The sequence below is a fragment of the Paradesertivirga mongoliensis genome (assembly GCF_024436395.1).
In the GTDB taxonomy this organism is placed as follows: Bacteria; Bacteroidota; Bacteroidia; order Sphingobacteriales; family Sphingobacteriaceae; genus Paradesertivirga; species Paradesertivirga mongoliensis.
In genome coordinates this window covers 1,246,336-1,270,383 of the sequence record NZ_JAFMZO010000001.1, presented here as the reverse complement: position 1 = coordinate 1,270,383, position 24,048 = coordinate 1,246,336, and the positions used below count along the sequence as shown (strand labels likewise).

The following is a 24,048-nucleotide window of genomic DNA, read 5'->3' as shown; positions in this document are numbered from 1 at the left end:
CGGACTTATTTGGTTAATAAGATTCAAATATTTGCCATGGAAAAATATGATTTACAGGTACTCCTCAGCGACGGATCGTTTGCTGATTTCGAAGTGCAGACAGAACGGGAGGCAAAAACTTATGACATCTTGAAAAAAGGCGAGCTGATTGCTTCCTTTAAACCCACAAAAGATGGTGGCTGGGAGTTAGAAACGAACCCGGGCAATATTGACCAAGATCTGGAACATCGCATAACCCAGCAATTAAACGGCTACAGGGTGTCATAATGCGCCTATTTTACTTTGACCGCGGTAACACGGGTAAGGTCCTGCGACATGGTTTCAAACACCATGCGGTCTTTTGAAAACTCTGTAATTAAGAACGGAAACTCGCGAGTTGCGTCCCCATCAAGATTTTCCTTAAAGCGAATCATTCGATCTTCCATCCTGAACGTTCCATCAGAAAGCTTTTTGCCACCCCACATAATAACCAGATGGTTTCCTTTGGAAAACTTGATAGAGGGATGATCTACTTTAAGATCGTCTTCTTCCATCAATAATGGAGGATCTTCACGGGGGCTCTCCACTTTTACGTATTTCCATTCGCCGTAAAGTTCTTCGGATTTAATCGAAGATTCACAGGAAGAAGCTATCATAGCCACAATAATGGCGATCACGATGACTGATAATTTCATGTTCTTATATTAGATTTTACCTGCAATGAATGGTAAACCCAAAACTAATCTATTTATGGCAGAAGCCATGCGATCTACAATTACCTGTTCGGATTTGATCGCATAAATCCATTCCAGATATTCTTTTTTCTGATTTTCACTGAGCTTGTTAAAATTCGCCAGGGCGACAGGTTCATCTTGCAGGCAAAGCTCAAAGTCTTCAGGTAACGGCAAGGGTTGCTCCAAAGAATAAAGCACTACATCTACCCAATCGCCCTCGTTCTTTTTTATAGCTTTTCTAATCTCGGCTTTTAAAGCGATCATTAACTGCCCTTTTCCCATGGGCATGAGATGGAACTGCTTTACTTCAAATCCGTCAATAAAACCACGCACTTTTTGCCAGCCAAAATGATTTCTCTTCCCCCCTGAAATTTCAGGAAGACGGGCGTAGGTCCAGCCGCCCTTTCCGGGAAACCGTTCCAACAACAGGCGTTGCTTTACTAATGGTTGTTCTTCCAATACAAATCAGTTTTCAATCTCCTCTTAATATTTGCAAGGGTGGCCGGTTTAAAATTCCCCGGCTGTTTATCAAGCCAATTATAACTGTTAAACAGGATATCAGGAAGAACAATATTAATAAAGGAAGGAGGTCGGGGCTGAATGAAGTTTTGAAACTAAATTTCGCCAGTGCCCAGCTTCCCGCAAGGGACAATATGATTCCAGTAGCAGCAGCAAAGGCTCCCAGAAAAAAATATTCTAAAGCAGTAATGATTAAAATCTGCCTTTTACTTCCTCCAAGGGTCCGCAAAAGAACACTTTCCTGTATGCGCTGGTATTTGCTGATCAGGACCGAGGCGACCAGCACTATTAATCCGGTGATGATACTAAAAGCCGCCATAAATTGAATAACGAACCCTATTTTATCTAATATTTCATCCAGAACACTTAACACCAATTCAAGATCGATCACAGAGATATTAGGGAAAGACTGAACTACCGCCTGCTGAAATTTTGCAGAGGCTCTGCTATCGGGGGCACGAGTCATCAGCACATGAAATTGCGGCGCATCTTCGAGTACTCCAGCTGGGAATACTAACCTAAAATTGGTCTGGATCCGATTCCAATCCACTTCTCTGAAACTACTCACTACCGTTGGAATAAGCGCTCCCTGCACGTTGAACGTTATCTTGTCGCCAATCCCTACATGAATGCGGTTGGCGTAACCCTCTTCCAGAGAAACATTGATCAATCCTTCGGGAGTTACTCTCCCAATCCACTTACCTTTCGTGATCCGTTCGGAGGCAGATAAGGTATCCCGGTAGGTAACCCTTAACTCCGAATTGAAGGCGCGTCTGGAAACTTTGATAGTACTGTCTTTTCTCACATCCGCGGCCGAATAGCCGTTCACCTCTTCAATCCGCATAGTGATGATGGGAACTTCGCTGATCACCGGCAATCCATGGCTCCTGGTTAAGGCTGCCACCGCTGGCTTTTGATTGGTCTGAATATCAAAAAGCACCATATTGGGTTGATTTCCGCTTGCCGAGAGCGCTACCCTGTTCAACAAAATATCCTGAACGAGGAAAAGAGTACTTATAAAAACGGTGCCCAGGCCGATGGAGACAATCAGGATAAGGGTTTGATTATTTGGCCTGAATAAATTCGCTAATCCTTGGCGCCATAGATAACTCCATGAAGAAGGAAAAAACCGGCGAACCAGCCAGATCAATAATGCTGAAGTGCCGGTTAAAATAAGAAATGCAACAACCACCGCGATGGTAAAATATATGGCTTCGCGCCAGCTGTTCAGTTGCAGGTATGAAAAGCCAACTACAAAAAGCAGGATCAAGGCATACACCAGCCATTTTAGGGGATCTTTAAACAGATGTGTCTCGTGGTAAGAGATCCGAAGGGTGTTTAAAGGCGAGATATTTCTTACTGAGACTAAAGGGAGCAGAGCGAAAAGAACCGAGATGATCACTCCTAATACGACGCCCTGGAAAATGGCTCTCCAGGAGATGATCACCGATATGTCAACAGGCAATATGTCTTTTAAGACAAACGGTAAAACCTGTTGAACAACCGTCCCTAGTACGGCGCCAATAATCGAACCGATTAGTCCTATTCCAACTATCTGGATCAGGTAAATGATAAAAGCCTGCGATGCTTTTACTCCGAGGCAGCGTAGAATGGCTATCGTTGCCAGCTTTTCGCGAATGTAAATATGAATGGCGCTAGCCACTCCGATACATCCAAGCAAAAGTGCAACAAAGCCTACGAGCGACAGAAAACGGGTAAGATCTTCGAAAGACCGGCCGGTGTCTCGTTTTTGTTCCTCTACCGTTTGATGGTTAAGATCAGCTTTTTCAAGTTGCGGTTCGAGGCGTTTTACTAAGCCCTCGACTTCTTCGGGCTTATTAAACTTATAGAAATACTGATAGTTGATACGACTACCTTTTTTCAACAATCCCGTTTGTTCAACATATTTGGAGGGAATATAAACCACCGGTGCGACCGAGGCAGAGATTCCAGTTTGGCCGGGAGCCTTTTCTAAAATACCCGCAATTTTGAAAGTAACTTCGCCAACTTTTACGGAATCGCCGACGCTGGCATTGAACTGCATCATCAAGGTTTTATCCACCAGCGCTTCTTTTCCTTTCCGGAAGCTCATTCCGGCTTGCACCGGACTAGTTTCAAGACTACCATAATATGGGAAGTTTCCGCCCAAAGCTTTCACCTGAGCCAGGCGCGTACCCCGACTTTTAGGGAAGTATATCATGGACGCGAAGCTGCGCTGTTCTGAGCGGTCGTTACCCAGAGAGTCGAGCAGGCGGCCTATATCTTCGGGTATTGGCTTATTGCTTGAGATAGAGAGATCGGCGCCCAGAAGGCTGGCGGCCTGGTTATCGATATCTTTTCTGAGGTTGTCGCCGAATGAATAAATAGCGACCAATGCGGCTATTCCTAATATAATCGAGGAAACGAAAAGAAACAGGCGTGGACGACTGCGTCGGCTGTCGCGCCATGCCATTTTAAATAGCCAGGGCAAATTGAGGCGTGTTTTATCCTTTTGCTCCTCCATTTATGATTTTGTTAAATCATCAGCAATGATAACTCCGCCCTTTATTCTGATGATGCGCTGAGTTTTTGAAGCCAGCTCCATGTCATGTGTAACCAAAACAAGGGTTGTTCCAGCTTCGCGGTTAAGGTCAAAAATAAGCTTCACCACTTTTTCGCTGGTTTCTGCGTCGAGGTTACCCGTGGGCTCGTCGGCAAACAAGATTCGGGGACTGTTCGAAAAGGCCCTGGCAAGAGATACACGCTGCTGTTCGCCGCCCGATAATTGGGATGGATAGTGGTGGCTTCTATCGGCCAGGCCAACCTTATCAAGCAAGTCGAGCGCCTTTGGGCGAATATTTTTCTCTCCACGCAGTTCAAGAGGAACCATGACATTCTCGACTGCGGTTAAGGTGGGGAGTAACTGGAAGTTTTGAAATATAAAACCAACATACTTATTCCGGACCAGTGCACGCTGATCTTCGCCCAACTGATCGATACGGATATTATTAAGCTCTACAAGTCCCGTTGTAGATCGGTCCAGACCAGCGCACAGGCCCAGCAGCGTTGTTTTACCACTGCCCGAGGGGCCAACTATTGAAACGGTCGAACCTGCTTCGACAGACAGATTTACCTTATCAAGAACAGTTAAACTGCGGCCTGCACTGGTATATATTTTACCAAGATTTTCAATATTCAGAATTTTCTCCACATTCGTAAGTTATAAGGCTTAAACAAGAGCACAAAAGTTTGATCAAAAATCTTTACAATTATTACATTTCAAAAGCATTTATCCTTAAACCAAAGCAACACCGGCATGTTTAGAATAACTATTACTATTGGCAAAAGACAAGCACAAATGAAGTTCTTAAAATCAATACTATTTTTGATAGTGGTATTAACGGCCGCTTGCAACAGCGATAACAATAAGCTAACCGGTAATAAGAATAAAAAAGAGGGCGCAGATACCGTGATGAAAAAAACGATATTATTTTTTGGCAACAGTTTAACGGCTGGGTATGGCCTGGAAGATTCTGAAGACGCATTCCCGGCGGTAATTCAACGTAAAATTGACTCATTACAACTTCCTTACAAGGTAATTAATGCCGGGCTTAGTGGCGAAACCACGTCTGGTGGTGTTAATCGTATAAACTGGCTTCTGAAACAGCAGATCGATATTTTTGTACTTGAACTTGGCGCAAATGACGGACTGCGGGGCATCCCGGTAACGGAAACCAAAAAGAATTTACAATCTATTTTAGATACCGTTAAATCGAGGTACCCGAATGCAAAGCGGATTCTATTAGGAATGGAAGTGCCACCAAACATGGGCGGAAAATATGTAGCTGAATTCAGGGGCATATTTAGGGAAGTAGCTGAAAAAAATAATATTCCGTTTGTGCCATTTATGCTCGAAGGTGTGGCCGGAAACGTAAAATTGAATTTAAGAGACGGAATACACCCAACGGCAGAAGGTTATAGAATTGTGGCTGAAAATGTTTGGGAGGTATTGAAGGAAGAATTGTAGCGGGGTACGCACGCTGGCTAAAAAGGAATGCGCCTTAAGTTAAGAAACTGTCGCTTCAGATCAAGTAACCCTGATTGAAACGACAGTCTCGTGAGGGTCAAGGCTATTGCGCGTATTCGGCGGTCTTTAAACCTAACACTTCGCTTGTCCAGTTACGCATTTCATCTAAAAGTTGCGGATCGTCGGCAAGCATCCTTCCATAAGAAGGTATCATAGTTTTTAGCTTTTCTTGCCATTCCGGAGACTGAAGGCGCTCTTTGAAACACAAGCCTAACAGATTTATCATAATGGCAACCACGGTCGAGGCACCCGGCGATGCTCCCAGTAAAGCAGCAATAGATCCGTCCTTAGCACTCACTACTTCTGTTCCAAATTCCAGGATACCACCTTCAACCGGATCCTTCTTAATCACCTGAACACGTTGTCCGGCAACTTCAAGCTCCCAGTCTTCAAGTTTAGCCTCCGGAAAAAATTCCTGCAATGCCTCTAACCTGTCTTCGGGCGACTGACGTACCTGATCGATTAAATATTTTGTGAGCGGGATATTTTTGATTCCTGCTGCAAGCATAGGCACAAGGTTGGCCGCCTTAATAGACAAAGGAAGGTCGAGCACCGAGCCATTTTTCAGAAACTTAGTTGTAAATCCTGCATACGGCCCAAAAAGCAATTCCTTTTTTCCTTTGATAATTCTGGTATCTAAATGCGGAACAGACATTGGCGGAGAGCCTACGGGAGCCTTTCCATATACTTTAGCATAGTGTTTTTCAATTATTTCGGGATTGGTGCAGCGAAGCCACTGACCACTTACCGGGAAACCGCCAAATCCTTTTCCTTCCGGGATACCAGACTTCAACAGCAAAGGCAAAGAGCCTCCCCCAGCCCCAATGAAAACGAAATTTGCTTTAAGTTTTCTCTTGTCACCACTCGCCAGTTCCTTCACTTTAATGTGCCAGCATTCGTCCTTTTGGGTCAAATCGCGTACTTCATGATTAAAATTTACGGTTACCCCGGGTAATGTTTTAAGGTGATTGAACATGCAACGGGTTAAGGCACCGAAATTCACATCAGTTCCGATATCCATACGCGTAGCCGCAAGTTTTTCAGAGTCATCCCGACCTGCCATAATCAGAGGGATCCATTCACTCAATTTGGCTGCGTCTTCGGTATATTCCATCCCCTGAAAAAGATGATTCTGCTGAAGTGCATCATATCTCTTCTTAAGATAATTGACGTTTTTTTTACCCCACACAAAGCTCATATGCGGAATAGGTTGAATCCAGCTTTCGGGTAGCTTTACGCGATTATTTTGAACAAGATAAGCCCAGAACTGCTTCGAAATTTCAAATGATTCGGCAATTTTAACCGCCTTTTCTGTCGAAATACTGCCGTCCTCAAGCTCAGGTGTATAGTTGAGTTCACAAAATGCAGAATGGCCAGTCCCGGCATTATTCCAGGCGTCGGAACTTTCTGCTGCCGCGATATCCATCCGTTCAAAAACCTCAATCGTCAGTTCAGGATCAAGCTCTTTCAACATAACCCCGAGAGTAGCGCTCATTATCCCGGCACCGATTAACACTACATCAGTGTTCTTCTTTTTTACTTTATTACTTTTTGTCATCTCTTTGCTGTCTTAAGCCCAAACCATCAATCCTGCTAAATTTCCGGCCCCTTTTATTTTGTGGCGCGAAATTCCCTAAAATATTGCTTATCGCAAAACTTATAACAAATGAGATGGGTTTGTGTGTGAACAAAGAATGGGTACGATCAGTTTTGGTTATGCTGAAACACCTTGTTTAAAAAGTTCAATGTATGACTCACAGTGGGCTGAAACCAGGGGTTAAACAGCCAGAAGGGATGCGGAGCATCCTTAAATGTATGCACTTCTGAATAAATATTCCATGAGTTCAGTTTCCTGATCATATCATCTCGGCCAGCATGCATACGGTCTACAGAGCTGTTAATGAATAATATCGGAGGGGTTTTACTGCTTACATGGCTTAAAGGAGCAGCTTCATACCAAAGGTCAGGACGTTCGGTTTTGGGGAAGCCGAACCAATAAGTGGCGGCAGAAGTACCCTGGCTGTCATTGCCCTCACCGGATTCAGGATGTATAAATGCCAGTGTGCCGTCGACATCTACTATAGCCTGTACCGCACTTGAGTGTTTAGTATATCCACCCTGCCCTTCTAACCTGGCATTTCCTGCTGTTGTTCCGAGTAAAGCGGCGAGTTGTCCTCCTGCCGAACAGCCCCAGGTAGCGACTTTCGAGGTGTCAATATTATATTTTCTTGCGTTAGCGCGGATCCATCTTATCGCTGTTTTCAGATCGTGAACCGCCGCCGGGTAAGTTGCCTCGGTCGACAAGCGGTATTCTACCGAAACCGCTACATAACCATTCTCGGCCAGAACTTTGGCCGTAGGAGTGTTGTGCGAGCGATCTCCGGAGCGCCAGCCTCCACCGTGAATCATGAGAACCGCCGGATAACCAGATTTCGATCTCTCTTTAGGAAAAAAAACATCCAGCTCCAGCCTTCTGCCATTAACTTTTTGGTAAACAAGACCAGTCTTTACTTTAACAGTGGCTGAAAGCGGCGGACTAGCAATGGAAATCTCGGGATGGTTTTTCCTGGTTTTGATAAACGTACTGTAGACTGAAAATGAGGTGTCTCTCACCCGTTCCTGGGCTGCACTTGAAAAAAACACGCCAACAATCAGGATAAAAAGTAGAAAAGTTCTGGTCATAAAGTAAAAATAGCGCAATACTCCATACGGATGATATTTGAAAACGATTATAGTCAAAACTTATTTTTCTGGAGACGGCTCGTCCTCATCCTGCATCTTCTGCTCCTCGATTTTGGTTATCAGGCGCCCTTTCTTTAAATCTATCCTGATAAGAGCATAGAGACTCATATAAACATTGGCCACCCAGACCAAAGCAAAGCCGGATATTAAATACCCCCGCCAGTCGTCAAACAGAAGTTGAAAATTTGTAACAATCAGAAAGAAGATGGTTACGTAATGACTGAAGCAATATTCGCAGGTAAAGAGATAGAAAAATTTACGCTCAATCAGACGCCTGGAATTTTGCGATCGGTCGACACAAAACTCTCTCGGTTCCTTAAAAACCTCCTCATGCGTGACTGTCCAGGCAATGCATGCTACCGGGATAGCCAAAATGAAGAGCCATATTATTTGTGTGGATAGTTCCATTTTAACTAGTACAATACGCACAATTTATTGTTTTCAAGATATAAATCCCTCACAAGTGTAATATTTTACTACCGATGGAACATGTTATGTATTAAGCTGTTGTATATTAAATACCTGAATATCGAATCATCTATCTTTTATGTCGAGACCATTAAAAATTGCCCTCAAAATAGGCGGAACTGTTTTATGTGTGCTTATACTGTTATGGCTGGGCATTGCCGCCTTTGTTACTGTTAATAAAAAAGAGCTTCTGGAAACGGTAACCGCTCAACTGAACAACGATATTAATGGCAAACTAACCATTGAGAGCATGGAACCTGCGCTGATTCAGGGCTTCCCTGGCGTATCTGTCTCTCTAAAAAATGTTTTGTTGCAGGATAGCCTGATTGATAAGCACCGGCACAACCTGATGGAAGCCAAAGAAATCTTCGTTTCTCTAAACGTTTTTGCGTTAATCGGCGGAAATACCGTCATACAAAAACTTTTCATTCACGATGGTAAGATCTACCTGTTTACAGACAAAGCTGGAAATAGTAACAATACCATATTAACACCTGGAAGCGATGACAAACGGGAAGGGAAGCGTAAGCAAATCAAACTGGTAGAGTTCAAAGACGTCTCCTTTATACAGGAAAATCAACAGCGCAATAAATATTTCAATTTCGATATCCGACATCTGACTGCTCAAATCAAGTATCGGTCTGATGGTTGGAAAGGCAGTATCCGGTTAAACACCGAAGTAAACTCACTGGCATTTAATACCAGACGGGGAAGTTTTATCAAAAATCAGTTGGTGGAGGCAAATCTGGAAATGAGTTACAACCAATTGTCTAAGGTGTTAGAAATCCCCGTTCAGGATATTAGCATAGGAAAAGAACATTTCGAGATCGGAGGCCATTTCCGGTCTACAGAACAAACTTCCGATTTTAAACTATCGGTAGCCGCACCCAAAATTGAGTTAAAAAAAGTTTCCTCATTTCTGGCTAAGAACATTGCATCCAAACTTGATGCCTATACGTTAAGAAAGCCTTTTTTTGCTCAAGCCATAATTATGGGAAGCTTAAAAAGCAAGGGCGATCCGAAAATATTGGTCTCGTGGAGGGTAAAAAACAATGAACTTTCCTTCTCTGGTGAAACAATCCGAAATTGCAGCTTTACGGGATATTTCGATAACGAGTTTAAAAAAGGAAAAGGCTTTAATGATGCTAATTCCGTGATCGGATTTTCGGATTTTAAAGGAACCTATTTTAATATACCCTTCCAGGCAGACACCGTACGAATTGTGAACCTGCGAAGACCTATTTTTGAAGGCAGGTTCGAATCTAATTTTGCTTTAGAAAAATTAAACCAGGTTTCTGGTTCAAAAAGCTTTCATTTCCACAACGGTTATGCAAAATTAAACCTGTTTTATCGTGCTCCTTATAACAAAAGCAATAGCACGGAGCCCTTTATCTACGGTACCTTGGGCTTATCGAATGCAACGATTGCCTACCACCCTCGTAATCTGACATTTTCGGGCATCAAAGGTTTATTCAGGTTCAGGGGACAAGATTTATTTCTCGAAAATCTACACGCAAAGACTGGCAGCAATACTTTTGTGATGCAAGGTTCTCTTCTCAATTTTTTGAACCTGTACTATACCGATCCTAAAAAAATAAAGCTCGACTGGCATGTAAAAAGTCCGCGGATCAACTTATCTGAATTTCTCGCTTTTCTTGGAAGGAGAAAATCTTCTAACTCAACTAATACCAATAAAAAGTCGGCTACCCGGCTCTTTAACCAGCTGGACAAGGTATTGGCGGAAGCAAATGTACATTTAGACCTGGAAGCTGATCAGCTGGTTTACCGAAGGTTTTCTGCATCGAAAATTCACTCCAGCATATTATTGAAACAATCTGAGATAGAATTGCAGGATGTGAGTTTAAATCATGCAGGCGGCCGCTTGCAGATTAAAGGAAACATTGACCAGAGCCGTGCCGTTAATCGCTTTAACATTAGCACCCGCATTGTGAATGTAGATCTGCCCAAACTATTTTATGCTTTTGAAAATTTCGGACAAGATGCCATCGCTTTTCAAAATCTAAAGGGCGGGTTTAACTCCTCCACTAACATTTCGGGTTTAATGCGTGAAAACGGGCAAATTATTCCCAGGTCGTTTAATGGAAGTGTGAGTTTTGAGATCAAAAACGGGGCGCTGCTAAACTTTGAGCCAATGCAAAAAATCGGAAACTTTGCTTTCCCTAACCGTGATTTTTCTAACATCACCTTCACCCGCTTAAGAAATACGTTCGATATTAAAGGAAGCACCATTCAAATCAGACCGATGTATATCGAGTCAAGCGTCCTGAATCTTTATATCGAAGGTATTTATGGAATGCCTACAGGAACCGACATCGCCTTGCGGATACCGCTTCGAAATCCGAAAAGAGATATTGGCTTATCAGACAGCCTGAAACGCAAACGCTTCGACAATGGTATCGTTATTAATGTCAGGGCTCAGGATGATGAAAATGGAAATGTGAAATTTAAACTCGGTAAAAAAGACGAAGAGGATGACAAAGAAGAGTTAGTGAAGGAAAAAGAAAAGACGGAAAAAAACCGGCAAAAGGCTTTGCGCAGAGAGGCACGAAAAGAGGGACGGAATGCTCTTTAGCAAAACGGCTTCTCCTGGCCTATTTTATTACAATTGCATTTTTCTTAAACAAATCCGACCCTCGCTCTGAAAACGAGTGAAAAAATAATAACAAGGCCAGAGCCACCAGAATAGAATGTATTGCTTTCATAATCCCGAACTTCGTTACCAAAGTATAGCAAAGACTATTGAACGACAATATTTATTAGGTGAGTTAACGCGGAAAGTCGGCAGATTAAAGAATTTAAGCGGTAAAACAATCTAAAAAAATCAGAAACAGTCCCTTTATTAAGAGGTTATCTTTTTAAACATCTAAAAATCATGGAAAATTCAATAATTAACAGAGTATCGGATACTCTAAACAGTTCAATTCTTCAAGAGAATTCAAACGCAAACGTGGGTCAGACGGAACGGATTATTTCGGTGGGTACTGGCGCATTTATTGCACTTAAGGGAATTACAAATGTATTTTCACATCCATTTCTGGCCTTAACCGAACTAGGCTTGGGCAGCGCCCTTTTGTATAGGGGATTAACCGGCTATTGTCCTGTTAAAGAGAAAATGGATGAGCAGGAAATGACTGCCAATATGAATCAAAATGCGGCGATGAGTACATCGGGGTCGCCAACAGTTCCGGTTACAGCAATGCCGGGAGAATCTTATTAGGAAATTTGATAAATGTCCCCGCTCTTAGTTAATAGCGGGGGACATTTATAAATAGTGCATTCGCGTTGCAACGCATCCTTCAGGCCTGATGATTTGTCTTATCTTTGTGGATGGCCGGAATTTACCTCCACATCCCATTTTGCAAAAAGGCTTGTCATTACTGCGATTTTCACTTCAGCACATCTCTCAAAAATAAAGATGAGCTCGTGAACGCTATGCTTGCAGAGCTTGATCTGCAACAAAGCTATCTTGGCGAAGAGAGCATACAAACCATTTATTTCGGTGGAGGAACCCCTTCCCTTCTGGGTGGAGAAGAAATACAAAAATTTATTGATAAAATTGGGCAGCACCATACTGTCAGCTCTGATGCTGAAATAACAGTTGAAGCCAATCCTGACGATTTGGATAATCTAAAAGTGAAGGCTCTGAGGCAAACGGGCGTAAACCGCTTCAGCATTGGCATCCAGTCGTTCTTTGAAGCAGACCTGATCTGGATGAATCGTGCCCACAATGCCGCAGAAGCAGAGAGTTGTATAAAGCGGGTTCAGGATGCCGGCTTCGAAAACATAACCGTCGACTTGATATACGGATTTCCGCTGTTGACCGACCTGAAATGGAAATCTAACATCAGTAAGGTGCTTGAATTAAGTATCCCTCATATTTCCGCCTACGGCATGACGATAGAGCCTCAAACAGCTCTCGCCAGCTTTATAAAAAAGGGAAAACAAATACCCATGAGCGAGTCTCAAAGCGCTGCCCAGTACCTGACATTGATTAATGAGCTTCAGCAAGCCGGATTTGAACACTATGAAACCTCTAATTTTGCTAAACCCGACTGTTACTCGAAACACAACACTAACTATTGGCGGGGTGTTTCTTATCTCGGAATAGGGCCTTCGGCTCACTCTTTTAATGGAGAAAGCAGACAGTGGAACATCGCCAACAATTCCAGATATATTCAGTCTATCTCAGATCGTAAGGTGCCCGCCGAAGAGGAGATATTAACTGTAGAGAATCGAATTAATGAATACATCATGACCTCGATAAGAACCATGTGGGGAATGAGCCTTACAAAAATTGAAAACGATTTTGGTGGTGATTATAAACGTGAAATTGAAGATTCCCTCTCATCCTTAATAGCAGCCGGTCATATCATACATCAAAACGACTCGGCGAAACTTACCAAGGAAGGGAAGCTATTTGCAGACAAAATCGCGTCCGACCTGTTTGTGAGCGAAAAGGAGTAATATTAACGCTTTACCCGAAGGAATTTCTAAAGATAGAATCCTTTGTATGAGACGATTGATTAAATTACCAATCTCCAAAAATCCAAACAAAGAATAAGTCCGTAATTCTTCATGATTGCAAGTTAAACCCTTATACAACATGAAGAAAGTTCTATCGTAATGGCATTAGTAGCTAGTGCATTTACAAACCAGGTCTTAGCACAAAACACAGTTATAGTCGGCGGTGCGGCGATGTATCCTACCAAAGACATCGTAGACAACGCTGTTAATTCCAAAGATCACACCACGCTTGTTGCCGCAGTTAAAGCCGCCGGGTTAGTGGAAACGCTAAAATCTGCCGGACCATTTACAGTATTTGCTCCAACAAACGCGGCCTTCGACAAATTGCCTGCCGGAACCGTTGCCACCCTGGTTAAACCTGAAAACAAGGCGATGCTGACCTCGATTCTCACCTATCATGTCCTGGCGGGAAAATATAGCGCTGCCGACATCGCCCAAGCGATTAAAAAGGGAAAGGGCACTGCCGAATTTAAAACCGTAAACGGTGGAAGAATTTGGGCAATGATGCAGGGAGAGCTTCTGGTTTTAAAAGATGAGAAAGGGGGAGTTTCTAAAGTGACCATTAGTGATGTGTTTCAAAAAAATGGTGTAATTCATGTTATCGACACAGTAATTATGCCTTAGAATTCATTATCAATGTTTAAAAAAGGCAGGCTGTCGCATACCGGCGGATCTGCCTTTTTTTGATATTAACAGTTCAAAACATTTACCTTCATATTTTATCAGCGTTAGCATTCAAGATATGTCTCAAATAGTTTGTTTTGGAGAAATATTATGGGATAACCTCCCCACAGGAAAGAAACCGGGCGGTGCCCCGATGAACGTGGCTATCCATCTCAAAAAACATGGCGCCGCTACCCAACTCATTAGCAGTGTGGGTGATGACGAAGATGGCGGTGACTTGAGAACATTTTTAGCCGCTTCCCATTTATCCGGTGAATATGTGCAAACACATAAAACCCTCGCCACGGGCGTGGTTGATGTGAGCCTCGATGAACACAAACAGGCAAGCTACATTATTAAAAAACCAGTGGCCTGGGATGAGATTTTTTGGAATGATGGCATAGCCGGGCTTACTGACGAAGCTGAGGCGCTGGTGTTTGGCAGCCTTGCCTGCAGATCTGAAATAAGTCGTCAAACGCTGATGAAGCTATTAGATACAAGTAAGTGCAGCATTTTTGACATGAATTTACGCCCGCCGCATTTCGAAAAACATACTCTCGAAGTCTTAATGCGAAAATGCGATGTGTTAAAAATAAATGAACATGAGCTCGACTACCTAAAAAACTTTTACGGTCTGAAAGGCACTTCCGGCAATCAGCTAATCCATCTGGGTGATCTCACCGCCACCAATACAATTTGCCTTACTCTGGGCGAAAACGGAGCAATGATTCTGCACAAGGGTAAGATTTTTACGCACCCCGGGTTTGAAGTGCCGGTACTGGATACCGTAGGTGCTGGCGACGCTTTTCTGGCGTCGTTTATCTACGGATATCTTGAACAAAATCCAGTGGATGAGATTCTGACCAGAGCCTGTGCAACCGGTGCCCTGGTCGCCTCCAGGCGGGGTGCCAATCCTGAATACAAGCTGTCAGATGTTGATCAGATTTACAAATTTTAATTTGACATATCAATAACATGCCCTGCAATACAAACCATTAAATTCGTTATATCGTTAGTACTAGTAAAAGCGAGGTATGCGGGGTCACTCTTTTTCTCAATATATTCCAGACGAACTTCCTAAAGGAGGCTTTGATGAGCTGCTGAAACTATTTTTAGAGTTGCTCAACTATACCTCTGGCGACGCGAACGAGGCCCTTGCCTGGATGAATGAACTCGACAAACAATACAATCTCACCAATGACGAATACGGAATGGGGGATTTTATCGATGATTTGAAAAACAAAGGCTACCTGAGTTCGGATGATGAAAAAGGCGGATTTAAAATTACCGGCAAAACCGAGCAAAATATCCGTAAATCGGCCTTAGAAGAAATCTTTGGAAAGCTCCGGAAAGCCGGAAAGGGAAACCATAATACCAATATCTCTGGAATAGGTGAAGAAAAAAACGCCGACAGGCGGGAGTTTCAGTTCGGCGACAGTTTGGACCAGATAGACATGACCGCCTCTATTCATAATGCTCAGATAAATCACGGAATAGGCGATTTTACGTTAACTGAAAGAGATCTCGAAGTAGAGGAAAAAGATTATAAATCTATATCTTCTACCGTGCTTATGATCGACATTTCACATTCGATGATCCTTTACGGTGAAGATCGAATCACCCCGGCAAAAAAAGTGGCGATGGCGCTCGCCGAACTCATTAAAACCAAATATCCTAAAGACACTCTGGATATTGTGGTGTTTGGTAATGATGCCTGGCCGATAACGTTAAAGGAATTGCCATACCTGCAGGTAGGGCCATACCATACCAATACCTATGCGGGGCTGGAATTGGCAGCCGATATACTTCGGAGGCGAAAAACTCATAACAAACAAATTTTTATGATTACCGATGGAAAGCCTACCTGCCTGAAAGAGGGTGCCCGGTATTACAAAAACAGCATCGGACTTGATCGTAAAGTGGTAAATAAAACCCTTAACAAAGCTGCAGAATGTAAGCGGCTAAATATTCCGATAACTACTTTTATGATTGCCAAAGATCCCTATTTGCAACAGTTTGTACGCAAGTTTACCGAGATAAACGGCGGTAAAGCGTTTTACAGCTCTTTGAAAGGTTTAGGAGAATATATTTTTGAAGACTACATTCGAAACAGGAGAAGAACGGTAAGATAACAAATGCACCATATGCCCATCTGCTTATTGCCTCCGAATCTATTAAAGACAAGATGAATTTAAACGATATAAAAACATTAGGCGAATTAAAAACCGCAGGGTATAAATCCCGAACAATAAAGCAGGAGCTGCGAGAAAACCTGATCGCGCTTTTGAAAAAAAAGGAAGCTGGCTTTGAAGGCATTGTTGGGTATGAAGACACCGTGATCCCAGACCTGCAAACGGCAATTCTATCGCAACATAATATTTTACTTTTAGGCTTACGCGGACAGGCTAAAACCCGTATTGCGAGGCTGATGGTGAATCTGCTGGACGAGTACGTACCATATATACAAGGCTCAGAATTGTATGAAGATCCATTCAATCCGATTTCCTGGTTTGGCAGAGAGCAGATTGAAAAAAACGGCGATAAAACGCCAATCGCATGGCTTCATCGCGACGAGCGCTATACTGAGAAACTTGCCACGCCGGATGTTACCGTAGCGGACCTGATTGGAGATGTGGATCCAATTAAAGCTGCCTCATTAAAGCTCACTTATTCTGATGAACGCGTAATTCATTACGGATTAATACCACGTGCGCACCGAAGCATTTTCGTGATCAACGAATTGCCCGATTTGCAGGCCAGAATCCAGGTTGCACTATTTAATATCCTCCAGGAAAAAGACATCCAGATCAGAGGGTTCAAATTACGCCTTCCACTCGATGTACAATTTCTATTTACCGCGAATCCTGAGGATTATACAAATAGGGGCTCGATAGTAACTCCATTAAAGGATCGCATCGAAAGTCAGATTTTAACTCATTATCCGCGTAGTTTAGAAATCTCGAGGAAGATCACACAACAGGAAGCCCGTCTTACCCCAGAACAACTTTTAAAGGTAGAGTCTGACGGACTGGTGAAGGACCTTATAGAACAGATCGCCTTCGAGGCACGTAATTCAGAATATATAGATAAAAAATCAGGTGTATCTGCCAGATTAACTATATCTGCCTACGAAAACCTGATTAGCACTGCCGAGCGCCGTATGCTTATCAATAGCGAAGAGCGAACGTTTGTAAGAATCTCGGACTTTCTAGGTGTAATTCCCGCTATTACAGGAAAAATCGAGCTTGTTTACGAAGGCGAACAGGAGGGTCCGGCCAAAGTAGCCAACATTCTTGTGGGTAAAGCCATCAAAACCTTAATGGCACAATATTTTCCTGATCCTGAAAAACTAAAGCGATCAAAAGAATCCAACCCTTATACAGAAATAATCAATTGGTTTGGTATAGGAAACAGTATAAGTATTGTAGATGATCTTTCGGAAGAGGATTATAAAAAATCGCTGAATTCCGTTCCCGGCTTACGCGATGTAATAAAAAAGTTCCATCCAAGTCTAATAGATACACAACAATTACTGTTAATGGAATTTCTATTACACGGCTTGTCTGAGTTTTCTCAGGTAAGTAAATCGTACCTCGATAACGGGTATACTTTCAAAGATATGCTGGGAAGTTTGTTTAACGCCCGCTTTGATGTTGGAGATGAAGATGAAGACTTCAACGATCATTAATATCTAATTCCGCATTTTTAAGAAACTACATGTCCGACAGGTTATTTACACTGCTGTTTATCAGCATTTTGCTCCTTATCACAGATAGGTATATTTTTAAAGCGCTGCTGGGCGCTAAAATCAGGATTATTGATAAACATCGAAGAACATTTACCTGGCTTTACTGGGGATATAGTATTGTGCTGATCTTTGGCGTTCTGGCAGGAGTGTATTTTAATATCAAACTTACAGCCAGAGCCGTAATCTTGGTGGCGTTTTTTTTGACGTTCGCAACCAAGCTCTTCTTCCTTCCGTTCCTCTTTATCGACGACATCCGCAGAGGGATTATCTGGTTATCGCGAAAGCTGAAAAAAAACAGCGCGCCTATTGAGAACTCGGCAGAACCACAGAACAACAAAATATCCCGTTCAGAATTTATTGTAAAATCGGGGCTATTGGTAGCAGCAGTTCCCTTAGCATCATTAAGCTGGGGCATTATTTCTGGAGCTTACGACTACCAGCTCACCCGTCGAAAACTCTACTTAAAAAATCTGCCGAAAGGCTTCCATGGGCTCAAAATCGCTCAAATATCAGACGTTCACTCGGGAAGCTTCTACAATCCGAAGGCTGTGCTCGGCGGTGTAGAAATGCTGCTCGGCGAAAAGCCTGACCTTATATTATTTACAGGAGACTTAGTAAACAACCAGGCTTCTGAGATGAGCGACTATCAAGCTATTTTCTCGAAGGCTAAAGCTCCTTTGGGCGTATTCTCGGTGCTCGGAAATCATGATTACGGCGATTATTATTACGGCAAACAGCCCTCGGCGGCGAAGGCAAAAAACCTTGAAGCCTTAATAAAAGTGCATCAGCAAATGGGTTGGGATCTGCTTCTGGATGAACATCGTCGTGTGAAAGTGGGAAATGAAGAAATAGGTATCTTGGGATGCCAGAACTGGGGTGCCGGTCGCTTTATTCAGAAGGGAGATTTAATAAAAACACTCAAAGGCACCGAAGACCTGCCGGTAAAATTGCTTATGTCGCACGATCCCTCTCATTGGAAAGCACAGATCCTGAATCATCCTGATATTGACGTAACGTTTAGCGGCCATACCCACGGAATGCAGTTTGGTGTTAAAACCGAAGAGTTTAAATGGAGTCCGGTTGAATATATCTACAAAGAATGGGCTGGCTTATATTCAGAAAAACAGCAACAACTTTATGTTAACGTTGGGTATGGGTTCCTGGGGTATCCCGGAAGGGTTGGAATATTGCCCGAAATTACGATATTTGAGTTACAGCAGTCGTAAACCTCTTGTAAACAAAAACTTGAATGTCCGAACCTGGCCCCAGTTCTATTTATAAGCTATTTTATAAGGCATTAGACTTCCTGCTTTTCAGCAATCTTTTCATTGCCCTTTGTGCTGTTGCCCAGGCCCAGGTTACCTATCACCTCCTAGGGATTCCCTGCGACAAACAAGTTCTCGGAATATTATTTTTTGCCACTTTAGCTCTGTATAACTTCAGCACTTTTATGGCCAAACCTGCCGAACCAAGGAAATCCCCGTTCAGAAGGGTGCGCTGGACACACCGTAATTACAGGCTAATGATAACCCTGACGCTAATCGCAGTTTTATCACTGATGGTGATTACACTTTTTCTGGCTCCGGCTTCGCAAGTGCTTTTATTGTTTCTAGGAGTAATAGCTGTGAGCTACAACCTTCCCTTGTTTACAGTAGGCGAAAAACGCTTCGGACTTCGAAACGTCCCGGGGTTAAAACTGTTCCTGATAGCGCTTATCTGGTCGCTGAGTTGCGTGCTGCTGCCAATTGTGGAGTTGGGCAACAGCCAGTCATTCTTCGTTTCACCAAGCGATACAATCCTCCTGGTAGCAAAACGCTTCCTGTTTATTGCAGCTATCACCGTCCCTTTTGATATCCGCGACCTTTTTCAGGATAAGAGCTATGACCTTAAAACTATCCCGGTGATACTCGGTGAAAGAAAATCCTATTTAGTATGCCAGCTATTGTTATTTGCCTATATCTGCCTTTTGTTTCTGTTTACGCGAAACATAAATAGTGATTTTTTTGCATTAGTCTTCACAATCCTGATAACAGGTTGGCTCATCTTTAAATCCGAATGGAAGAAGAATGAGTATTATTATTTCCTGTATTTAGACGGAACCATGATCTTACAATTCGTATTCCTTGTTGCGTTCAGCGTTGCTTTTAGTTAAGCCTCAAACAAGAGCTGATTATTGTTCAAAGCCAGCTAAAACACAAATTTATACCCAATCCCTCTTACCGTTTGCAGGTAGTTCGGCGTATCCGGATTATCTTCGATCTTTTTCCTCAGGCGAACAATATGCATATCCAGCGTACGCGTATTTACATCAGAATTATAACCCCAAACCACCATCATTAGCTCATCGCGATGAATAACTTTATTTGCATTTTTAAGAAAATAAAGTAGAATACGGTTCTCAAGAATAGTTAGCTCAATCTTTTTACCGGCTTTCAGAAGTGAATGAGTATTTGGATGGTGCTCCATATTGCCGAACTTATGGCTCTCCGTTTTCTCATTATTGATCGCAAATTTCACTTTGTTCTCAATTAAGGCAACCAACACATCCATATTAAAGGGCTTGGTTACGTAATCCGACACACCAAAATTATACGCATCAATTTTATCGACATCCTGTGCCTTGGCAGTCATCATAATCACCATACCTTCAAAACCCTTTGCACGAACGTCTTTACAGACATCCGAACCCTCTTTTCCCGGAAGCATCCAGTCAAGCAACACTATATCGGGAGTTTCGGCCATAATCAGCTCTTCAGCATCATTACCATTCGAAGCTTCAAAAGTGATATAACCTTCGGCTTGTAAGCGATGTGACACGAGGAAACGCAGATTTTCGTCATCCTCAACAATTGCAACTTTTATCTCTTTATTATTCATATTTATGGTTCGTAGGGTAAAACTATAGTGAACTCGGAACCTATTCCGACTTTACTTTTAACAAAAATATCACCTTTCATGAAATTAACCAGCTCCTTGCAAAAGGCCAGTCCCAAACCCACACTTCCCTGTTGATTGTACTGACTTTGAATACGGTAGAATTTTCTGAATATATTCTCCATTTCTTCTTTCGGTATTCCGATGCCCTGATCTGCGAAGCGAAAAACTATTTTGCTGCGTTCAAGAGCAATATCGATATGCAGCTCCTTCCTTTTTGGCAACGAGTATTTGTAAGCATTCTCTATCAGATTCTGAAAAATACTGGCCATCAGCACCGGGTCCGTCTTAAAAGTCTCCACTTTCCGGATATCGTAAGTTATCTGATAATCAGGATATTTAATCTGGTACGCATCAATCAGATTCTGAACAAACACTTCGAGGTTAAGTTCTTCGCTTTTTATCTGTATGGACTGATTCTCAATTTGAGTAAACGACAATAGCTTATTCATCAAATCGTTCAGCTTATCTGCTTCCTCATCCAGGATTTTGCCATATCTAAACCGCTCTTTATCCGAAAGTGTATTGGCGCTTCGGATATTATTTCCGGCAATTTTTATTACGCTTAAGGGCGTTTTAAACTCATGAGTGAGGTTATTTATGAAATCGTATTGAAGTTTAAACATCCTGCTGTTTATGTTCAGATTTCGATAAATGAGATAGGCAATAAAGCCTAAAACACTATAGATCAATAAAATTGATAGCGCTACCGGCAAAAACCGCCGGTTTATCTCCCTTGATAAGTGGCTCGTCCTGGAGCTAAAAAATAATTTATATGCAGCAAACGCTCCGGATAAGGACAAATCGGTGGTTAAAAGGTTGGGATCGGTGTCAACAGACTCGAAAACAATGGGTTTAATGCTGATATCTTCATAAAGCTCGGGATGATTATTTTTAATCTTTAACTTTAAAGGATTAAGACGGAAAGACAAAATATCCTGTTCGTACACCGCCGACTTCCCCTGAGGCTTAAACATTAGTTCGTGAAAGTTCTTTAAATCCTCCTCGCGGGGTATGTTCATAAACGTTATCCTACTGGGGTTATGCGTTATATTATAGAACACATCAAAAGGCTCGGTTTCCGCAAGGTTTTTTGCGGTATCAAGCCCCTCTATAAAGGCCGAAAACTTTACTGCCATTCTGTTAAATTCGTCTACAGCTCTAATGGCGGGCTTCTCACCCGGGCTTCGGTACAATACGGTAGAATCTGGAGGAACGTCGCGCCCTAACTGGTAAATAACCCGCGGATGCATCGAGAAGTTATTGACCCTGAAGGCGTTCTGGACCGAACGGTTGCCCACCTGAGTATCATAAAATATAATCCTGCTTACGAAGGGATACCTGCTCAGCACCGTATCAGCATACTTAACTACTGAGGCCGAGTCCAGATAACCCTGATAAAAAGAGATCTCGGGAACCTTTTTCGAAAAGAAATCATTGTAAGGTTTAACCGTCTCTTCAAGGACCGAAATTTTTTGCGTATTAAACTCATTTTCAACAAATTTTTCTGTTAAGTTATGAGCAAGCCACAATGCCACAAAAAGAGAAATACTGATGAATACTAAAAATACGGTATTGAGAAGACTATTCTTACGGTAATAATATTCCTTTAGACTTCCCATAGGTTCAACTATTTCCGCAAATTAGCTGCGAAAAACTTCTCAAGCTCTTTATAGAACTCCACCCGGTTCTCGGGATTACGAAAGTTAAATGCCCGGCTTTCTTTAGTAATATAGGTGATTGGAACTTTCCTCTTCTTTAGTTCTTTTACAAATTGATTCGTTTCATTAATATTTACCCGCTCGTCTTTAAGATCCTGAGCGATAAGCAATGGCGCTTTAATCTTATCCGTGTGAAAAACAGGCGATATGGCACGTAGTTGGTCTATTTCATTCTCGGGGTTACCAACCATCTCGTAATACATTTGAAGTGTGGGACGATAATGTGGTGGAACCGCTTTTATGTACGTAAATAAGTTAAGAAACCCGGATTGCGATGCCCCGCAAGCGTAAAGATCGGGCTCGAAAGAGAGGGCGTGCAAAGCGCTGTATCCACCAAATCCCGCACCATAAATACCAATACGCTTTCGATCGGCGATACCTTCGTTGATCAGCCATTTAACACCATCAGTAATGTCGTTTTGAATCTCACTGCCCCACTTTTTGAAGCCAGCTATCCAAAATTTCTTTCCATAACCCTTTGAGCCTCTAAAATTCACTTGAAACACGGCATATCCGCGGTTTGCAAGAAACTGAACTTCAGAATTAAACCCCCAGGAGTTTCTGAAAGAAGGCCCTCCATGTGGAATTACAATTAAAGGGAGATTCTTTTCTCTGCGCCCTAAGGGAAGAGTAAGGTAGCCATTTATGGTAAGACCGTCTCGCGATGTATACGAGATAGGCTTCATGCTGCACATCTCATCTTTAGGTATTGACGGATTAATGTCACTAAGTTTTACAAGCTTTTTTGTTTTGATGGAATAGTGATAAAACGCGCCGGGAGTCTTATCTGTAAAGGTGTTAATAATAAATTGCTGTTCTGCCGAATCCTTATCTACAATTCTCACTTCCGTGTTAGGCAGCAATTTTTCCAGATGCTTATATACCGCAGCTACAGAGTCATTCAGGTATTTTCGCTCCTTTTTCCATGTTTCGTATCCGGCATAAAGAAGCTTATGTTTCGATGGCGAATATCCCGCTTCACTAATGTCAACCTCCGGGTGCGAAACGATAACTTTGGTCTCCTTCCCGGTGGCGCAGTCGAACTCAACCAGCGCGGTTTTGTCGCGGTTTAGATTTGAAAGTGCATAGATCCGGCTTTTGACAGTATTGCAATATCCCACCGGGGCAATCTTATTTTTGAAATTATTTGTAATCACCGGTCTGAATTTCTCCTTCTCAGAGTTTCTGAAAAGCAGTGTCTCGTTTACGCCATCACCCGCGAGTGCCATGCGTAAAATGCCAGAATCATCTGCAAACCAATGGATAATGTTTCCGGGGTTTTGTTCGGCAAGAGTAAGTTTTCCGGTACTTACATTTAAGCGGTAAACGTCAAAAATGGTCGAATCTCGCTTATTAAGTGCAATGAGCAACTCGTTGTTCACTACATTGTCCGAATTCACAAACCGTACGCGCACTGAATCTACGGGCAACAGTCCCCTAAAGTTCTCCCCGTTGCGGGATACGGCATATAGATGTGCGCTCTTGTTTCTGTTGTTGTCATTAGTAAATAACAATTCATTATTATTTACCCAAAAGTAGTGTCGGATATTATACTCAGTTTCATTAGTAACCCGCGTAACATTCTTGCCATCGATTGTTTGAACAAAAATATTCATGCGGTTACGGTAAGGCTGCTGATAGGAAATGTACTTTCCGTCTGGCGACAACTTGAATGCAGTTTTAACCGGATTTTTAAAGAAATCGTCCAATGGGATTTTCTTAGCAGTCCGCTCGCCTGAACACGCCGCCAACAGGAACATCCCGATAACACTTAACCATTTCTTCAACTGTCTCTGCATATAAAAAACTCACCGAAATATATCTCCCTAACGGAAATTATGAGGGTTTAAATTACTAAAATATACCTTTTATTAATTGGAACAAGTAACAATTAGAATACAGCTAATTACCATGTAGCTAAGGAACTAT

The 24,048-nt window shown here is 42.5% G+C and carries 21 protein-coding genes; 11 read left to right on the top strand and 10 right to left on the bottom strand.

All coding sequences use genetic code 11. The annotated features are described in order from the left end of the window. The first annotated feature begins 36 nt into the window (after positions 1-36). On the top strand, positions 37-267 hold the full coding sequence (locus J3P43_RS05260) for a hypothetical protein (protein WP_255899961.1): 231 nt from the start codon (positions 37-39) through the stop codon (positions 265-267). Positions 268-272: 5 nt separating this feature from the next. Here the strand turns inward: J3P43_RS05260 and J3P43_RS05255 are convergent, their stop codons facing one another. From J3P43_RS05255 to J3P43_RS05240, 4 genes are read right to left on the bottom strand one after another with little or no spacing between them, the layout of a single operon-like run. Further along, on the bottom strand, positions 273-674 hold the full coding sequence (locus tag J3P43_RS05255; RefSeq protein WP_255899959.1) for a hypothetical protein: 402 nt from the start codon (positions 672-674) through the stop codon (positions 273-275). Between the two features lie 9 nt (positions 675-683). After that, complete coding sequence (locus J3P43_RS05250; protein WP_255899957.1) at positions 684-1,172, bottom strand: YdeI/OmpD-associated family protein; 489 nt, start codon at positions 1,170-1,172, stop codon at positions 684-686. A gap of 13 nt (positions 1,173-1,185) precedes the next feature. Continuing rightward, a complete protein-coding gene (locus tag J3P43_RS05245; RefSeq protein WP_255899955.1) occupies positions 1,186-3,735 on the bottom strand; it encodes an ABC transporter permease in 2,550 nt (849 codons plus the stop codon). Then, positions 3,736-4,422: an ABC transporter ATP-binding protein gene (locus tag J3P43_RS05240; RefSeq protein WP_255899954.1), complete on the bottom strand. Its 687-nt coding sequence runs from the start codon at positions 4,420-4,422 to the stop codon at positions 3,736-3,738. Positions 4,423-4,527: 105 nt separating this feature from the next. Here J3P43_RS05240 and J3P43_RS05235 point away from each other — a divergent pair, with 105 nt between their 5' ends. Next, positions 4,528-5,238, top strand: coding sequence for an arylesterase (locus J3P43_RS05235; RefSeq protein WP_255899952.1), 711 nt, complete (start codon positions 4,528-4,530; stop codon positions 5,236-5,238). A 103-nt stretch (positions 5,239-5,341) separates the two neighbouring features. On the opposite strand, the gene J3P43_RS05230 is transcribed toward J3P43_RS05235, so the two are convergent. The 3 genes from J3P43_RS05230 to J3P43_RS05220 form a co-directional block, all read right to left on the bottom strand. Further along, positions 5,342-6,856 carry a malate:quinone oxidoreductase gene (locus tag J3P43_RS05230; protein WP_255899950.1) on the bottom strand — a complete coding sequence of 505 codons (1,515 nt, stop codon included), beginning with the start codon at positions 6,854-6,856 and terminating at the stop codon, positions 5,342-5,344. Positions 6,857-7,002: 146 nt separating this feature from the next. Then, the gene (locus J3P43_RS05225; RefSeq protein WP_255899948.1) at positions 7,003-7,980 is read right to left on the bottom strand and encodes an alpha/beta hydrolase; all 978 of its coding nucleotides are present in this window, start codon (positions 7,978-7,980) and stop codon (positions 7,003-7,005) included. Between the two features lie 60 nt (positions 7,981-8,040). Next, the gene (locus tag J3P43_RS05220) at positions 8,041-8,448 is read right to left on the bottom strand and encodes a hypothetical protein (RefSeq protein WP_255899946.1); all 408 of its coding nucleotides are present in this window, start codon (positions 8,446-8,448) and stop codon (positions 8,041-8,043) included. A 139-nt stretch (positions 8,449-8,587) separates the two neighbouring features. On the opposite strand from J3P43_RS05220, the gene J3P43_RS05215 reads away from it, so the two are divergent. The 9 genes from J3P43_RS05215 to J3P43_RS05175 all read left to right on the top strand — a co-directional run bounded on the left by J3P43_RS05215 (position 8,588) and on the right by J3P43_RS05175 (position 19,616). After that, complete coding sequence (locus J3P43_RS05215; RefSeq protein WP_255899944.1) at positions 8,588-11,101, top strand: AsmA family protein; 2,514 nt, start codon at positions 8,588-8,590, stop codon at positions 11,099-11,101. Between the two features lie 300 nt (positions 11,102-11,401). After that, the gene (locus tag J3P43_RS05210; protein ID WP_255899942.1) at positions 11,402-11,746 is read left to right on the top strand and encodes a YgaP family membrane protein; all 345 of its coding nucleotides are present in this window, start codon (positions 11,402-11,404) and stop codon (positions 11,744-11,746) included. Between the two features lie 110 nt (positions 11,747-11,856). Further along, on the top strand, positions 11,857-12,993 hold the full coding sequence (gene hemW / locus J3P43_RS05205) for a radical SAM family heme chaperone HemW (RefSeq protein ID WP_255899940.1): 1,137 nt from the start codon (positions 11,857-11,859) through the stop codon (positions 12,991-12,993). 159 nt (positions 12,994-13,152) lie between these two features. Beyond that, positions 13,153-13,677 (top strand): fasciclin domain-containing protein, encoded by a 525-nt coding sequence (locus J3P43_RS05200; protein ID WP_255899938.1) that lies wholly within the window; start codon positions 13,153-13,155, stop codon positions 13,675-13,677. Between the two features lie 118 nt (positions 13,678-13,795). Beyond that, positions 13,796-14,674, top strand: a complete 879-nt coding sequence (locus tag J3P43_RS05195) for a carbohydrate kinase family protein (RefSeq protein ID WP_255899936.1) — start codon at positions 13,796-13,798, stop codon at positions 14,672-14,674. A gap of 76 nt (positions 14,675-14,750) precedes the next feature. Next, on the top strand, positions 14,751-15,848 hold the full coding sequence (locus J3P43_RS05190; RefSeq protein WP_255899934.1) for a vWA domain-containing protein: 1,098 nt from the start codon (positions 14,751-14,753) through the stop codon (positions 15,846-15,848). Positions 15,849-15,901: 53 nt separating this feature from the next. Next, entirely contained in the window at positions 15,902-17,404 is a 1,503-nt protein-coding gene (locus J3P43_RS05185; protein WP_255899932.1) for a MoxR family ATPase, read from the top strand. A gap of 29 nt (positions 17,405-17,433) precedes the next feature. Further along, the gene (locus J3P43_RS05180; RefSeq protein ID WP_255899929.1) at positions 17,434-18,690 is read left to right on the top strand and encodes a metallophosphoesterase; all 1,257 of its coding nucleotides are present in this window, start codon (positions 17,434-17,436) and stop codon (positions 18,688-18,690) included. Between the two features lie 23 nt (positions 18,691-18,713). Continuing rightward, on the top strand, positions 18,714-19,616 hold the full coding sequence (locus J3P43_RS05175) for a UbiA prenyltransferase family protein (protein WP_255899927.1): 903 nt from the start codon (positions 18,714-18,716) through the stop codon (positions 19,614-19,616). Positions 19,617-19,651: 35 nt separating this feature from the next. Here J3P43_RS05175 and J3P43_RS05170 read toward each other — a convergent pair whose 3' ends face one another. From J3P43_RS05170 to J3P43_RS05160, 3 genes are read right to left on the bottom strand one after another with little or no spacing between them, the layout of a single operon-like run. Next, the gene (locus tag J3P43_RS05170) at positions 19,652-20,341 is read right to left on the bottom strand and encodes a response regulator transcription factor (RefSeq protein ID WP_255899924.1); all 690 of its coding nucleotides are present in this window, start codon (positions 20,339-20,341) and stop codon (positions 19,652-19,654) included. A gap of 2 nt (positions 20,342-20,343) precedes the next feature. Further along, positions 20,344-22,020 carry a sensor histidine kinase gene (locus tag J3P43_RS05165; protein ID WP_255899922.1) on the bottom strand — a complete coding sequence of 559 codons (1,677 nt, stop codon included), beginning with the start codon at positions 22,018-22,020 and terminating at the stop codon, positions 20,344-20,346. Positions 22,021-22,028: 8 nt separating this feature from the next. Continuing rightward, complete coding sequence (locus J3P43_RS05160) at positions 22,029-23,918, bottom strand: S9 family peptidase (protein WP_255899920.1); 1,890 nt, start codon at positions 23,916-23,918, stop codon at positions 22,029-22,031. Positions 23,919-24,048 lie beyond the last annotated feature (130 nt).